We start from the raw sequence: 14,669 nt of genomic DNA on the forward strand, positions 1-14,669 counted from the left end.
TGGGAACTTTCCACGAAGCGTGCTTCCTGTTTTCTTTATCCAATCCTAATTTTTATTTTTTATTTTATGGAGGTAACACTATGAACAAGGGAACTGTAAAATGGTTTAATGCAGAAAAAGGCTACGGATTCATCACAGGTGAAGACGGACAGGATGTATTCGTACACTTCTCCGCTATCAATGGAGATGGTTTTAAATCCCTGGAAGAAGGACAGGCTGTATCTTATGATTTAACTGAAGGCGCTCGTGGAATGCAGGCAGCTAACGTAGAAAAATTATAATTTCCGGATAAACTGTACGAAAAATGCGGCTGGGCAGAATCTTCTGCCCAGCCGTTTTTTATTCTATTTCCTGCTGCTTTTCTTATTCTCATACATATTCCTGTCCGCCCGGCCGATCAGTTCATGAAGCCACTCATCTGATTCCCCCGTTTTTCTGCCTGTGGCAATCCCTGCCGCTATGGAAATCTTCACCTCGTGTTCCTGATTATACTTCTCCTGGGCTTCCTCCAGATTCTTCTCCCATGACCGGATGCTCTGCAGACGCTTTAAAAATATCAGGAACTCATCGCCGCCGATTCTGTAAATCTCGCCAAATCCACAGAATGCCTCCCTCAGACACCGGGCACATCCCTTGATCATCTCATCCCCGGCTCTGTGTCCAAAAGTGTCATTTACTTTCTTTAGGCCGTTTAAATCTACCATGACCGCTGACAGTTCCTGTCCCCGGGTCATCGTCTCCTGCAGTTCCTGCAGGCGCATCTCATATGCGGAGCGGTTTCCAAGCTTTGTCATAATATCCATATAGGCCAGCTCCTCAAGAATCCTGTCCCCGGTCCTATCCTCCAGGATTTCATTTACCTGACGTACCGTCATCCTGAGCAGTGCGCACACAAAGCCCAAAAGTCCAAGCTGATAATACATGGCATACCTGCTGCCCACCCCGGTATAAAAGGAGACCAGGGATACCACTGCCATGACTATGAGGAAAAAGACACCGCCAAGGAAAATCCTGGCGTACTGGGCCTTACTGCTTCTCAGCTCTTTTACCATATAAATCACAGAACAGATCATGGCAGCCACATAGAGGATATGGGTGATCGGAAGCATCTGCATCAGTTTACGTCCGCCCATCAGGTACACAAGACTCTGCACCAGTACATTGCCGGCCAGTATTGTCTTCATCCAGTCCAGCATGGCTGATCTCCTCTGGCAGACTTCTCTGATAAAGGAAAGCATGGGGATGGGGATCATATAAAACGCATAAAAGGATATCAGGCAGATCAGTCTGGGCCATGGCGATAAGAATACCATGAATTTGGAATCTGTGAGGATCCAGACTGCTGATACCAGGATAAAGATCCAGGCATAAAACACGCTGGATACATGCACAGCCTCCCTGACTCTCAAAAGAAGCCAGAGGAGAAACATACCCGCGCTCAGCACCAGGAGCACCACACAGAATATGATCCTGGGACATTCCCGCACTCGGATATCCAAAAGCATGCTTTCCCTGCTGTCCAGACAGATCACGGGAACCTGAACCAGCCCTTCTCTATAAAAGCCGCTGAATATGACGGTTATCTCTTTTCCGGCATCTTCCCTGCCAAGCCTTGTCATACAAAAGTTGTTTCCCAGCATACCGTGAAATGTCCCTGTCTGCTGTTCCATATACCGGTATCTTGACACACCGTCAACGTATATTTCAACCTGCTGGTAATGGTTCAGAAATCCCAGATATTTTTCCTCCTCGGAAAATTCAGGGATGGTCTGCCTAAGAATGATCTTCCCTCCCCGGATCTTTATTTGGGATGGGACCTCACACGTCTTCTCTGTGCCGTCATCCACCTGATAGTGCCAGCCGGTATCCCACTGATTAACACTGCTGCCTTTCTCCCGCACATTCCGGGGTTCCGGTTCTGCCTGCAATGCCGTAAACACGCCCAGCACAGCCATGATCACAACTGTAAAAAATAAAATCCAGTACCGGATCTTCCCGATCCTCTTTTCTCTCAACCGCAATTCCTCCATTTAAAACATACTGCTGTGAAGTATCCTCCGCGCGCTGCGCGCCTTTCGCTGTCCGTGCCTTCCCGCTTAACAAGAAAAAAGGAAATGCATCTTAGCATTTCCCATTCTGCCTTCCCTGTATGCCTATTCGGCTGTCTCTCCTGCAGTAAGCTCCTGGAGATAATCTGTCATGGCTGTCACGTTCATTTCTGTAGTTGTGGCCTCTCCCTCTGCGTCGTCTTTTGTAGCAAGACCGTAGGCAGAATAGCCAATCCATCCAACGATCAGCAGACAAACCGCAGAAACAATGATCTTCTCAAGCAAAAGTTCACGTGCTTCTTTTTTCTGGATCTTGTCGCGGTTATTTTTATAATTTTTATACTTATCGACTTTTTCCTGACTCATGATGCTTCTCCTTATGTAAGATTATGGATATTCCTTGATTTTTAATTATAGCATATCTTTCTTTATTTTACCACTCTTTTGAGACTTCTTCTTCCCTGATTCCGTACTGCTCCATAAATTCCTGAAGGTCTGCCCTGCTTTTGATCAGGCACACTTCCTGGAATTTTCCTGTCTTCAGATCCTTGAATCCTGCCACCTGCTCTCCGGTGCAGATGCTGGATTTGAGCACAGGCTTCACGGCTGTGCGGTCAAAGGGAATGACCTCTTTTTTCTTTTTCCTGCCAAACACAGAACCACGATCCTTTCTCTTATACCAGTCCCAGGGTTTTTAATAAGAACAGCCAGCCGGTCAGTGTAAATGCGGAAAAAAAGGTAGTCAGCATTACCGTACTGGAAGTCAGCACTCCCTCATGGCCCATATTTTTCGCCATGACAAAACAACTCACCGTTGTAGCTGACCCCAGCATGACCAGTATGGCGATCAGCCGCTCCTTCGTATAGCCCAGCCGGACAGCCAGGGGAAGGAATACAGCAGCCAGCACCACCAGTTTGATCAGACTTGCCAGCACGGAGGGGCGCAGCTTTGCCAGTGCTTTCTTTCCCTCAAAGGATGCACCCATAGCCATAAGACCGAGAGGGGTTGCCAGAACTGCCACATTCTTCACTGTCTTCTGCATGATCTCCGGCTGCGGAATCCTAAGAACAGACCAGAGAATCCCTGCCAGGATTCCCAGTATGATGGGATTGGTGACAATGCCCTTTGCTGTTTTCAGCAGCAGTTTCCGGTCAAGCTTTTTTCTCCCGGGCTTCATAAGGGAGAGGATCACCACCGCTGCCGCGTTGTAGAGGGGAACTGTCCCCACGATCATAAGGGGGGCCATACCGGAACTGCCGTAGATATTCTGTATAAAGGCAATCCCCAGGATCGCTGCACTGCTTCGGTAGGAAGCCTGCACAAACTCCCCGCGGATCTCCTCCTCCACTAGCAGCCTGGCAAGGAGGGCGATCACGGTGATACTCACCAGTGTGGCGAGAAAGCAGAACAGAACAAAACCGCCGTCCCAGCTTTTCCGCACATCCACAGAGGATATATCCTGGAACACCAGGGCCGGTATGGCTGCCACGAAGACAAAACGGTTGAGCTTTGCCACAAAGTCAGCATTCATCAGCCCCAGATACCTGAACAGAAGGCCCAGAAGCATGGTGAGGAAAATGGGCAGTGTGGCATTCAGGCTGAATATAAGATTCTCCAATGAGCTCAGCCTTCCTTCACCAGTACCTTCAGGATCTCACCGATGTACATGGTGTGATAATCTTTCTCAGGGTACCATTTTTCATCATTCTCCGGAGCATCAAAGTTTTCCGGGAAGAGGTCTCCGTGATACATCTTTTTGCAGACAAACACCAGGCTGGCCTCCTCAAACGCGGGAGCGCCGTCCACAAAGCAGGCAGTAAGTCCGGCCTCACTGATCTTGTCTCTGTCACGGCCTGACACGCTGCCGCATAAGCTTAATGCTTTTTTGTACCCTTCAGGGAAGAAGGAGATGGTAAAGGTGTCATTTGCGTCCACAAATTCCTTTGTGTAGCGCTGGGGACGGATATAGGCTGTCACCACATCTTTGCCCCAGATCACACCAACGCCGCCCCAGCTTGCAGTCATGGTATTATATTTTTCCTCTGTGCCTGCTGTGATCAGCATCCACTCTTTTCCTATCTTTGTAAATGGATTGAACTGTAATTCCTCTGCTTTTACCTCTTTAAATGCCATAATAATTCCTTCCTTTCTCCCGGCTTGTATTCAGCAGCCGTTCAGACATCTGAACGGACACTATAATCTGCCGTATAATTTTGTCATATGCCAGATCCTGCCTTTTAATTCATCCGAAAATGCATTTTTGCTCATTCTCCACTTCCAGTTGTCCCCTAATGTGGATGGCGTATTGATCCTGGCCTCGCTGCCGAGCCCCAGATAATCCTGCACGGGTATGATGCAGGTATCAGCCACACTGCGCATGGCAAGGCTGATCAGATCCCAGTGCTGCTCCTCTTTCGGTGTATGGAAGCTGTTCATATATCTAAGGGCCACATCCCTGTCCCAGTCAGTCATGTGCTCATACCAGCCCACAGTGGTGTCATTGTCATGGGTTCCTGTGTAGACCACACAGTTTCTGTCATACTTGTAGGTGAGATAGTCGCTGTTCTCACTGGTGTCAAAGGCAAACTGCAGCACCTTCATGCCCGGATACCCGCTGTCCCGCAGAAGCTTGTAAACGGTCTCCGTGAGAAATCCCAGATCCTCAGCAATGATGTTCCGCTCCCCAAGCTCCTCTTTCATGGTATGGAACAGGTCCATGCCCGGTCCCTTTTCCCAGTGGCCGTTCTGTGCGGTCTCATCTCCGTAGGGAATGGAATAATACTCATCAAATCCCCTGAAATGGTCAATCCGCACAATGTCAAAAAGCTTGAAACAGTGGGCAATCCTGCGCATCCACCAGCCGTAGTGCATTCTCTTGTGGTAATCCCAGCGGTACAGGGGATTGCCCCAGAGCTGGCCTGTGGCGGAGAACCCGTCCGGCGGACAGCCTGCCACAGCCACCGGCAGATTGTTCTCATCCAACTGGAACAGCTCCGGATTCGCCCAGGTATCCGCACTGTCAAAGGCCACATATATGGGAATGTCCCCAACAATCTGAATCCCTTTTTCATGGGCATAGTTCTTTACATTCTTCCACTGCTCAAAAAACTCGAACTGCAGATACTGGTAAAAGATAATGTCCTCCCGCAGCTCGTCCTGATATCTCTTCAGGGCAGCCGGCTCTCTCAGACGCACTTCCTCGTCCCACTCGATCCAGCTTTTGCCGCCGAATTTGTTTTTCACAGCCATATACAGGGCATAGTCATCCAGCCAGTGGTTGTTCTCCACACAGAAGGTAAGAAAATTCCCGTCAGACAGGATTTTGCTCCTTTCAAAGGCCTTCCGAAGAAGAGGAAAACGGCTCTCATATATTTTTCCGTAATCAATATAGGAGGGATGATCTCCCCAGTCACAGGCGTCGCACTCTTCCTTTGTCAGCCATCCTTTCCCGATCAGGACGTTCAGATCGATGAAATAGGGATTGCCTGCAAAGGTGGAAAAGGATTGATAGGGGGAATCCCCGTAGCTGGTAGGTCCCAGCGGCAGTATCTGCCAGAGTTTCTGACCCGTATCTCTTAAAAGATCAATAAACTCATATGCCTCCTTAGAAAATGCTCCAATGCCGTATGGAGACGGCAGACTGGCTATTGGCAGCAGCATTCCACTTCTTCTCATATCACAATTCCTCTTCCTTGCCGTTTTTATAGTCAATTTTTATCAGGGTCAGCCCCCGCGCCGGGGCGGTGGGGCCGGCTGCCTTCCTGTCTCTGGCAGCCAGTATATCCTGCATCTTTTCCGGCGGATAGGCTCCACCGCCGATCTCCATCAGCGTGCCGGCCAGAATCCGCACCATATTATACAAAAATCCGCTGCCCGTGATGCGTATGGTGATCAGGTCATTCTCACGTTCCACCGAAAAGCTGTGGATGGTCCTGACGGTTGTCTTCACCTGCGCTCCCGCACCGCAGAAACTTTTAAAATCATGTTCGCCCAGCAGGTACGCCCCTGCCTGTCTCATCTTCTCAATATCCATGGGGATATAAGTAAAATGGGAGTAAAAGCGCTCTGTTGGCACCGGAAATCTTCTGTTCAGTATCCGGTATTCATATGTCTTCTCACTTACCCGGTACCTGGGATGAAAATCCCTGCTGACCTCCCTTGACCGCTGGATCCGGATATCTTCAGGAAGCCGCTGGTTCAGGGCGTAGGAAATCTTCTCCCCCGGCATTCTGGCGTTGGTGTCGAACACAGCCACATTGCCCAGGGCATGGACGCCTGCGTCGGTTCTGCTGGCGCCTATGGTCTCCACAGGCTCCTTTAACAGCTCCGCCAGATGGCGGTTCAGCACCTCCTGTACGGTGATCCCGTTTGGCTGTACCTGCCAGCCGCAGTAATTTGTGCCGTCATAGGCCACTTCCAGCATTACACGTTTCATACGGCGCCTCCTAGACCAGCACGCGGATCGCGATGTCCGCGGCCAGGTACAAAAAGATGCACAGGTAAGCTGAGGTGTCCCTGCTGTGGTATTTGAGAGGCTTCATAGATGTCCTGTTCTCACCGCCGTGATAACAGCGTGCCTCCATGGCCATAGCCAGATCATCTGCCCTTCTGAACGCGGAGATGAAAAGGGGAACCAGAAGCGGCAGCAGGTTCTTAGCCTTCTGAATCAGATTGCCGTTCTCAAAATCAGCGCCTCTGGCGATCTGTGCCTTCATGATCTTATCTGTCTCCTCCATAAGGATGGGAATGAATCTGAGGGCAATGGACATCATCATGGCGATATCATGTACCGGCACCCTGATCTTATTCAGCGGCCTCATAAGTCTCTCCAGACCGTCTGTGAGCTGGTTCGGCGTAGTGGTCAGTGTCATGACTGAGGAACCGATGACCAGATAGATCAGCCGGATACCAATCTTCACAGCCTGCAGGATACCCTCCTGTGTGATCTTGAAGATCCAGAACTGCCACAGCACCCTGCCCGGTATTAAAAACAGATTGAAGGCAACAGTGATCAGCAGAATTAAGAACAGCGGTTTCAGCCCTTTCAGCATAAACTTAACGGGAACCTTTGACATGATGATGACCGCTGCCAGAAAAAACGTTGCCAGCAGATAACCCCAGAAGGAATTTGCCACAAAAAGTGACACCAGAAACATGATGGTTCCCACAAACTTCACGCGGGGGTCCAGCCTGTGGAGAATGGAATCCGCAGGGTAATATTGTCCGATGGTTATATCTCTTATCATTTGTCCAATCTCTCCAGTGCCTGTAATATACTTGTCTTTGCCTCCTCCACCGTGGTGGCTGAGGTATCCACATGCAGCCCGCGTTCCCCCAAAGCGTGCATGATGTAAGTGATCTGAGGCGCCGCAAGCCCCATGGCCTCCAGCTCCTTATAGTGGGAAAAGACTTCTCTCGGCACACCGTCAAATGCCTTTTCCCCTTTATTCATTACAATCATGCGCTCCACGTATTTGGCAATGTCCTCCATACTGTGGGATACCAGGATCACAGTGATTCCCCGCAGACTGTGCAGGGATGCGATCTGGTCCAGTATCTCATCCCGCCCCTGGGGGTCCAGGCCTGCCGTGGGTTCATCCAGGATCAGCACCTCCGGCTCCATGGCCAGCACACCCGCAATGGCTGCCCGCCGCTTCTGTCCTCCCGACAGCTCAAAGGGGGAGCTTTTATAAAACTTTTCGGAAATCCCTGCCTGGGTCAGCGCCCTGACAGCCCTTTCCTCGGCTTCCTCTTTGGAAAGCCCCAGATTCTTCGGCCCGAAGCAGACATCCTCAAGAACCTCCGCCTCAAAGAGCTGATGCTCCGGATACTGGAACACCAGTCCCACCTTGCTTCTCAGTTTCTGCCTGTCATATTTTTCCGCCCATATATCCTGGCCGTTGTAGAGGACTTTGCCTGATGTGGGTTTCATAAGGCCGTTGAAATGCTGTATCAGTGTGGATTTTCCGCTTCCCGTGTGTCCTATGATGCCCATGAACTGGCCGTCCGGAATCTCCATATCCACATCCTTTAAGGCGTGCATCTCATAGACTGTTCCCGGACTGTATGTGTATGTGATATGCTCTAATTTTATTGACATAATGCGTTCACCAATTCCTCTGTCGTCAGAATTCCCGCAGGTATCTTCACCCCTGCCTGCTTCAGCTCATAGGCCAGTAGTGTGACCTGGGGCACATCCAGGCGGTAGGATTTCAGCTCCTCCACCCTGGAAAAGACTTCTCTGGGTGTTCCCTGCATCACTACTTTTCCCTGGTCCATGACGAACACCTTGTCCGCGTTCACCACTTCCTCCATATAATGCGTGATCAGAACCACTGTGATGCCTTCCTTTTCATTGAGCTCCTTTACTGCCCGGAGCACTTCTTTTCTGCCGTTTGGGTCCAGCATGGCTGTGGGTTCGTCCAGAATAATGCATTTGGGATGCATGGCCATGACACCTGCTATGGCAACCCTCTGCTTCTGTCCGCCTGACAGCTTATTTGGTGAATGGTGGCGGTAGGCAGTCATACCCACTGCCTCCAGACTTTCATTCACTCTCTGCCAGATATCATCCGTGGGGATTCCCATATTCTCAGGGCCGAAGCCCACGTCCTCCTCCACCACGGTACCGATGATCTGATTGTCGGGATTTTGGAAGACCATTCCTGCCTTCTGGCGGATCTTCCAGATATCCTCCTCCTCCGTGGTGTTCATGCCGTCCAGCCACAGCGCACCCTCCGTAGGAAACAAAAGGGCATTGATATGCTTCGCCAGCGTGGATTTTCCGGAGCCGTTGTGTCCCAGGACAGCAATAAACTGTCCTGCCTCGATATCCAGCTCCACATTGTCAAGGGCTCTGTACGTGCCCTCCACATGGCCGCTTTCATCGTATTTATAATAGTCATGCACCAGTTTAATGGCTTTTACAATTCCCATTTTATATCCTTTCCATTGTACCTGATTGTAACTATCCAGTCAACTGAATCGTTACTCCTGCCCGCAGCTAGTCACTGCAGGTATATCTGTAAACCTCCATATCCTCGCAGTCATCCTCCAGACGGTAATCAATCTTGGAAAAGCCCAGCTTGCGCGCCAGCTTTTTGGAAGCCAGATTGGCACTGCGTATTCTGCAGTACAGATACACAGCCCCTCTTTTCTTTGCCTCCTCCAGGATGCCGCGGCAGGCTTCATAGGCAAAACCTTTTCTTCTGTGTTTTTCATCGATCAGATATCCCAGCTCTACCACAGAGCTGTTGTGGTTCCAGATCTTCGGCTCTACACCGGCGCGGCCCACGATGGTGCCGCTCTCCTTCTCCTCCAGAACCCAGTATCCCATATCACACATTTCGTACATGTACTTGCGGTATGAAGGAAATGCCTCCAGTTCCTCCTCCAGGCTTTTTTCCACGCCCTCCGCAGTGTCGGGTGTGCCCTGGCTTGTGATCTCCATCATTTTGGGGATATCCCGCTCAGACATTTCCCGGATGCGCAGTCTTTCTGTCTCACAGACCACTGCGGGAAGATGTCTGCCATGACAGTACACTTTCTCCAAAAAAGCTGTGTCAATCTCTTCATATCCCTCTATGACCATATCTGCAGAACTGAGATCCTGTTTTCCGGAATCAGGATTGAAGTAGGCAATACAGACGATGCCCGCTGCCTTTGCAGCCCTGCATCCGTTGGCGGAATCCTCCAGTATGAGACACTCCTCCGGATCCAGCCCCATCTGCTTTGCCGTCTCCAGAAATACATCCGGCGCCGGTTTTGGGTTCTTCACCTGCTCCCCGCTCACCAGAATGTCAAAATAGCTGTCGATTCCCAGGGTTGTCACCACCTGCCGGATGTAGGAAAGGGGAGAGGAGGACGCGATCGCCAGGCAGTATCCACCGTCTTTTAAGCGCTTCAGAAGCTGGGGTACCCCCTCGATCATGGGGAATCCTTCCTCTTTTATGACCTGTTCCTTTATCTGTTTCATGGTCTTTACCAGTTCCTCGTCATCCCTGGAAATCCCGTAGTTGTCGTGCAGTATATCCATTAAAAAACCATTGGTGGAACCGATACATGGTTTGTAAATTTCGTAATCCAGTTCAATCCCCCGCGCTGCAAGCGTCTGTTTCCAAACTCTGTAGTGGACCGGCTCACTGTTTATAAGCACGCCGTCCATATCGAAAATAATTCCTTTTAACATACTATCTCCCTTTTAACGGAACTTTACCCTGTATTCAGAATCTCTGCGGCAAAGCGCTGTAACGAAAAACAGGGAGTGCCGCTGTCAAAGCGACACTCCCTCGTATCTCTACACGGTTCTACGCCGGCTCAAACAGCAAACTTTCCGCCAGCTCCCAGATCTCCTCCCTGCCCTGTTTTGTCTCGGCAGAAAAAGGGATCACGGCAGTACCCGGACGCAGCGCAAGCCCTTCTTTCAGGGCTTTCACATGCTTGGGCACCTGGCTTCTCTTTAATTTGTCCACTTTTGTTGCTATGATAATCGGCTCATATCCGTTGTGCACAATCCAGTCATACATGGTTTTATCATTTGCAGATGGGTCATGGCGGATATCAATGAGAAGAAACACTGCTCGTAACTCTTTGGTATTCTGCAGATATCTCTCGATCAGCTTTCCCCATTGTTCCTTTACTGCCTGGGCCACCTTTGCATATCCGTAACCCGGCAGGTCCACCAGGTACAGCGCATCGTTCACATTATAAAAATTTATAGTCTGTGTCTTTCCGGGGGATGCGCTGGTCCTTGCCAGGGATTTCCTGTTCATAAGCGCATTGATCAGGGATGATTTCCCCACGTTGGATTTCCCCGCAAATGCGATGTGCGGCAGCTCCGTTTTTGGAAGCGTGCTGGTGACACCGCAGACAATATCCAGTGATACATTCTTAATTACCATCTTTCATCCTCCGAATATGGTTTCAGACAAAAGCCTGCGCCAGCACCTCTTCCATTGTGCTGACGAATAGGATTAAAAGGCCGTCTGTGATCTCTTGTTCCATTTCTTCAATATCCGGTCTGTTCTCCGCCGGGACCAGTACGGTCTCAATGCCTGCGCTCTTGGCTGCCAGAAGTTTTTCCTTCAGGCCGCCGATGGGCAGGACCCTGCCCCGGAGGGTAATCTCACCGGTCATGGCAAGATTGGCCTTCACCGGAGTTCCCGTCACCGCGGAGAGCATGGCTGTAGCCATGGTGATTCCCGCAGAGGGGCCGTCCTTCGGAACAGCACCTTCAGGAATGTGGATATGTAAATCGTGTTCCTGAAAAAATTCAGGTTTTATATTATACTTATCAGCAATGGAACGGATGTAGCTTACACCGGTCTGGGCCGACTCTTTCATCACATCTCCGAGCTGCCCTGTCAGCATGAACTCGCCTTTTCCGGGCATGAGGTTTACCTCGATCTGCAGGGTATCACCTCCCACACTGGTCCAGGCCAGCCCGCGAACGATTCCGATCTCATCAAAGCTGTTCTTTTTCTGGTAGGTGTATTTCGCCCTGCCTAAGAACTCCTCCAGATTCTCCGGATTCACCGTCACGGATTCCTGCTTATCCTCCAGGATCTTTCGCGCCGTCTTCCGGCAGATCTCACCGATCTTCCGCTCCAGCTCCCTGACTCCGGCTTCCTTTGTGTAGCCGGTGATCATTTCCCGCAGAGCCTCATCATCCAGGATGAGCTGTCCCTCTTTCAGTCCATGGATCTTCATCTGCTTGGGAACCAGATGTTCCCTGCCGATGTGCCATTTTTCATTTTCCGTATAGCTGCTCACCTCAATGATCTCCATACGGTCCAGAAGGGGCCTTGGTATGGTCTGCAGGTCGTTGGCCGTGGCAATGAACAGTACCTCAGACAGATCCAGGGGAATCTCCACATAGTGGTCCCTGAACTTGTTGTTCTGCTCAGAATCCAGCACTTCCAGAAGTGCGGAGGAGGTGTCACCTTTATAGTCACTGCTCACTTTGTCAATCTCATCCAAAAGCATCAGGGGATTCTTGACACCTGCCTGTATCAGTCCATTGGCAATTCTGCCCGGCATGGCGCCGATATAAGTTCTTCTGTGGCCGCGGATCTCCGCTTCATCCCGGACACCGCCCAGGCAGATGCGGACATACTCCTTGTGAAGCGCCCGTGCCACGGATTTGGCAATGGATGTCTTTCCTGTTCCGGGAGGGCCGACCAGACAGAGAATGGGGCTCTCGCCTTTTTTAGTGAGTGTGCGCACCGCCAGAAATTCCATGATGCGCTCTTTCACCTTGTGCAGGCCGTAGTGATCTGTTTCCAGAACCTTGTTGGCCTCCTTCAGGTTTTTATTGTCCCTGGTCAGCTTGTCCCAGGGCAGGGAGAGAAGCGTCTCGATATAACTGCGCATTACACTGGACTCTGCCTGGCTGCCGGCAGTGTTTTTAAAACGCTCCACCTCTTTTAATATCTTCTCTTTTACTTCCCGGGAAGCCTTCAGTTTTTTTACATCCTCGCGGAACTGGTCCGCCTCGGAGCGGGTATCATCTTCCCCCAGCTCTTCCCGTATCAGTTTGAGCTGTTCCCTTAAGATGTATTCCCTCTGGTTTTTATCCACCCGTTCTTTTACTTTGCTCTGCAGCTCCGCGCTGATTTCCAGGACTTCTATCTCATTGGTGAGAATAATGCCCAGCTCCTCATAGCGCGCCTCCAGGGATACCGCTTCCAGAACACTCTGCCTGTCCTCATACTTCATGGGGAGATGGATGGATATCTGGTCAATAACTTTGCTCACATCGTCAAGCTCCAGGATCTGTCCTGCCAGTTCTTTGCTCATCTTGGGATTTACACTGCAGTATTTTACAAAGATCTCCTTAATCCCCCGGAGCATGGCTTCCTCCACGCTCTCATCCACCTGCCTCAGCTCCTCCTCATCGAATGTGGCTGCCTCGGCGTTCAGATAGTATTCACTTTCCGTAAAACGGATCAGCTCTGCCCGCTCCATTCCCTCTACCAGGACACGGACAATATTCTTCGGCAGCTTTACAAGCTGCTTGATCTCCGCAACGGTTCCTATTTTATATAGATCCTCCTGTCCCGGGTCCTCCACTGCAGGGTCTTTCTGAGTGATCAGAAGCACCCTCTGGTCCTGCATCATGGCCTTCTCAATGGCCTGGATGGATTTTTCCCTGCTCACGTCAAAGTGGACGATCATGTCAGGAAGGATCGTTGTACCTCTAAGGGCGATGGCCGGCAGATTATAGATTATGTCACTCATTCCCGCGCCTCCTTAATCGTTATGCATAATTATGCAGTTTCTGGTGTCCCCCTCTTGCGTCCGCCCTTGTTTCTCCTTGTGGGCGGCTGCATTTCCCCATGTTCAATTAAGGCCTGGCCCTTACCTTCTACCAAATCTTTTGTTATCTTGCAGGAGCGTATGGTCTCATCAGAGGGCGCTGTATACATAAGGTCCATCATGGTATTTTCCATAATGGCGCGCAGTCCCCTGGCTCCTGTCTTTCTGTCCATGGACTTCTTGGCAATGGCCACCAGGGCATCATCGTCAAAGTCCAGATCCACGCCGTCAAGCTCAAAAAGTCTCTTGTACTGTCTGATCAGAGAGTTTCTTGGCTCCTTCAGAATCTTCACCAGTGCCTCCTCATCCAGGGCATCCAGGGATACCACTACAGGAACACGGCCCACAAATTCGGGTATCATGCCGAATTTTACCAGGTCCTGAGGCATTACCTCTTTCAGGATCTCTCCCACATTTCTGTCTTTTTTATCTGTCACAACAGCATTGAAACCAATGGCTTTTGTATCTTTTCTGTTTTCAATGATCTTATTGAGTCCCTCAAACGCACCGCCGCAGATAAAGAGAATATTGGTGGTATCGATCTGCAGAAATTCCTGGTGCGGATGCTTTCTTCCTCCCTGAGGCGGAACGCTGGCAACTGTGCCCTCCAGGATCTTAAGAAGCGCCTGCTGGACACCCTCACCGGATACATCTCTTGTGATGGACGCATTCTCCGACTTTCTTGTTATCTTGTCGATCTCATCAATGTAAATAATGCCGTACTGCGCACGGTCAATATCATAATCAGCCGCCTGAATGATCTTCAGCAGAATATTCTCCACATCCTCGCCTACATATCCGGCCTCCGTGAGGGTTGTGGCGTCTGCAATGGCAAAAGGTACATTCAAAAGTCTGGCAAGTGTCTGTGCCAGCAGTGTCTTACCGGAACCGGTGGGTCCCAGCATAAGGATATTACTCTTCTGAAGTTCAATGTCGGAATCTTTTCCCGCCATAACGCGCTTATAGTGATTGTAAACGGCTACAGACAGCACCTTTTTCGCCTCATCCTGCCCGATCACATAATCATCCAAAAATGTCTTGATCTCCTGTGGTTTCAGCAGATTGATCTCCCCGCCGCCATCTTCCGTGTACCCTGTACTGTCCTCATCTATGATCTCCGCACAGATTTCCACGCATTCATCACAGATGTAAGTACCGCTGGGGCCTGCAATCAGTTTCCGTACCTGTTCTTCTGTCTTTCCGCAGAAAGAGCAGCGGATTTTTGGCTCGTTTCCTTTTATCGCCATTCTTCTATTCCTTTCTTGATTTCCGTATTAATGCCGAAAGACCCCCGCAGCTAACAC

General features: G+C 50.3%; 15 protein-coding genes. 1 reads left to right on the forward strand and 14 read right to left on the reverse strand.

Annotated features, from left to right (window positions below; genetic code table 11):
- The first annotated feature begins 80 nt into the window (after positions 1-80).
- A complete protein-coding gene (locus tag MUB35_RS09355) occupies positions 81-281 on the forward strand; it encodes a cold-shock protein (RefSeq protein WP_018596689.1) in 201 nt (66 codons plus the stop codon).
- A gap of 63 nt (positions 282-344) precedes the next feature.
- Here the strand turns inward: MUB35_RS09355 and MUB35_RS09360 are convergent, their stop codons facing one another.
- The 14 genes from MUB35_RS09360 to clpX form a co-directional block, all read right to left on the reverse strand.
- Positions 345-2,015, reverse strand: a complete 1,671-nt coding sequence (locus MUB35_RS09360; RefSeq protein WP_227244536.1) for a sensor domain-containing diguanylate cyclase — start codon at positions 2,013-2,015, stop codon at positions 345-347.
- 138 nt (positions 2,016-2,153) lie between these two features.
- Positions 2,154-2,414, reverse strand: coding sequence for a hypothetical protein (locus tag MUB35_RS09365; protein ID WP_054352920.1), 261 nt, complete (start codon positions 2,412-2,414; stop codon positions 2,154-2,156).
- A 67-nt stretch (positions 2,415-2,481) separates the two neighbouring features.
- Complete coding sequence (locus MUB35_RS09370; protein WP_033140966.1) at positions 2,482-2,703, reverse strand: hypothetical protein; 222 nt, start codon at positions 2,701-2,703, stop codon at positions 2,482-2,484.
- Between the two features lie 19 nt (positions 2,704-2,722).
- Positions 2,723-3,667, reverse strand: a complete 945-nt coding sequence (locus MUB35_RS09375) for an AEC family transporter (RefSeq protein ID WP_033140965.1) — start codon at positions 3,665-3,667, stop codon at positions 2,723-2,725.
- Between the two features lie 5 nt (positions 3,668-3,672).
- A complete protein-coding gene (locus MUB35_RS09380) occupies positions 3,673-4,182 on the reverse strand; it encodes a flavin reductase family protein (RefSeq protein ID WP_033140964.1) in 510 nt (169 codons plus the stop codon).
- Between the two features lie 60 nt (positions 4,183-4,242).
- Positions 4,243-5,724, reverse strand: coding sequence for a 4-alpha-glucanotransferase (malQ, locus tag MUB35_RS09385; RefSeq protein WP_033140963.1), 1,482 nt, complete (start codon positions 5,722-5,724; stop codon positions 4,243-4,245).
- 1 nt (position 5,725) lies between these two features.
- Complete coding sequence (truA, locus tag MUB35_RS09390) at positions 5,726-6,484, reverse strand: tRNA pseudouridine(38-40) synthase TruA (RefSeq protein WP_033140962.1); 759 nt, start codon at positions 6,482-6,484, stop codon at positions 5,726-5,728.
- Positions 6,485-6,494: 10 nt separating this feature from the next.
- Positions 6,495-7,295: an energy-coupling factor transporter transmembrane component T family protein gene (locus tag MUB35_RS09395; RefSeq protein WP_227244535.1), complete on the reverse strand. Its 801-nt coding sequence runs from the start codon at positions 7,293-7,295 to the stop codon at positions 6,495-6,497.
- The gene (locus tag MUB35_RS09400) at positions 7,292-8,149 is read right to left on the reverse strand and encodes an energy-coupling factor transporter ATPase (RefSeq protein ID WP_227244534.1); all 858 of its coding nucleotides are present in this window, start codon (positions 8,147-8,149) and stop codon (positions 7,292-7,294) included. The genes MUB35_RS09395 and MUB35_RS09400 overlap by 4 nt, the downstream gene beginning before the upstream one ends.
- On the reverse strand, positions 8,140-8,985 hold the full coding sequence (locus MUB35_RS09405) for an energy-coupling factor transporter ATPase (RefSeq protein ID WP_033140959.1): 846 nt from the start codon (positions 8,983-8,985) through the stop codon (positions 8,140-8,142). Before MUB35_RS09405 ends, MUB35_RS09400 begins: the two co-directional genes overlap by 10 nt.
- A gap of 67 nt (positions 8,986-9,052) precedes the next feature.
- Positions 9,053-10,237, reverse strand: coding sequence for a GNAT family N-acetyltransferase (locus tag MUB35_RS09410; protein WP_103731916.1), 1,185 nt, complete (start codon positions 10,235-10,237; stop codon positions 9,053-9,055).
- Positions 10,238-10,355: 118 nt separating this feature from the next.
- A complete protein-coding gene (yihA, locus tag MUB35_RS09415; protein WP_033140957.1) occupies positions 10,356-10,949 on the reverse strand; it encodes a ribosome biogenesis GTP-binding protein YihA/YsxC in 594 nt (197 codons plus the stop codon).
- Positions 10,950-10,971: 22 nt separating this feature from the next.
- A complete protein-coding gene (gene lon, locus MUB35_RS09420) occupies positions 10,972-13,287 on the reverse strand; it encodes an endopeptidase La (RefSeq protein WP_033140956.1) in 2,316 nt (771 codons plus the stop codon).
- 29 nt (positions 13,288-13,316) lie between these two features.
- Positions 13,317-14,612 (reverse strand): ATP-dependent Clp protease ATP-binding subunit ClpX, encoded by a 1,296-nt coding sequence (gene clpX, locus MUB35_RS09425; protein WP_033140955.1) that lies wholly within the window; start codon positions 14,610-14,612, stop codon positions 13,317-13,319.
- Between the last annotated feature and the right edge of the window lie 57 nt (positions 14,613-14,669).

Origin of the sequence: Blautia sp. NSJ-175 (assembly GCF_022867815.1) — a bacterium.
Classification (GTDB): domain Bacteria; phylum Bacillota; class Clostridia; order Lachnospirales; family Lachnospiraceae; genus Blautia; species Blautia celeris.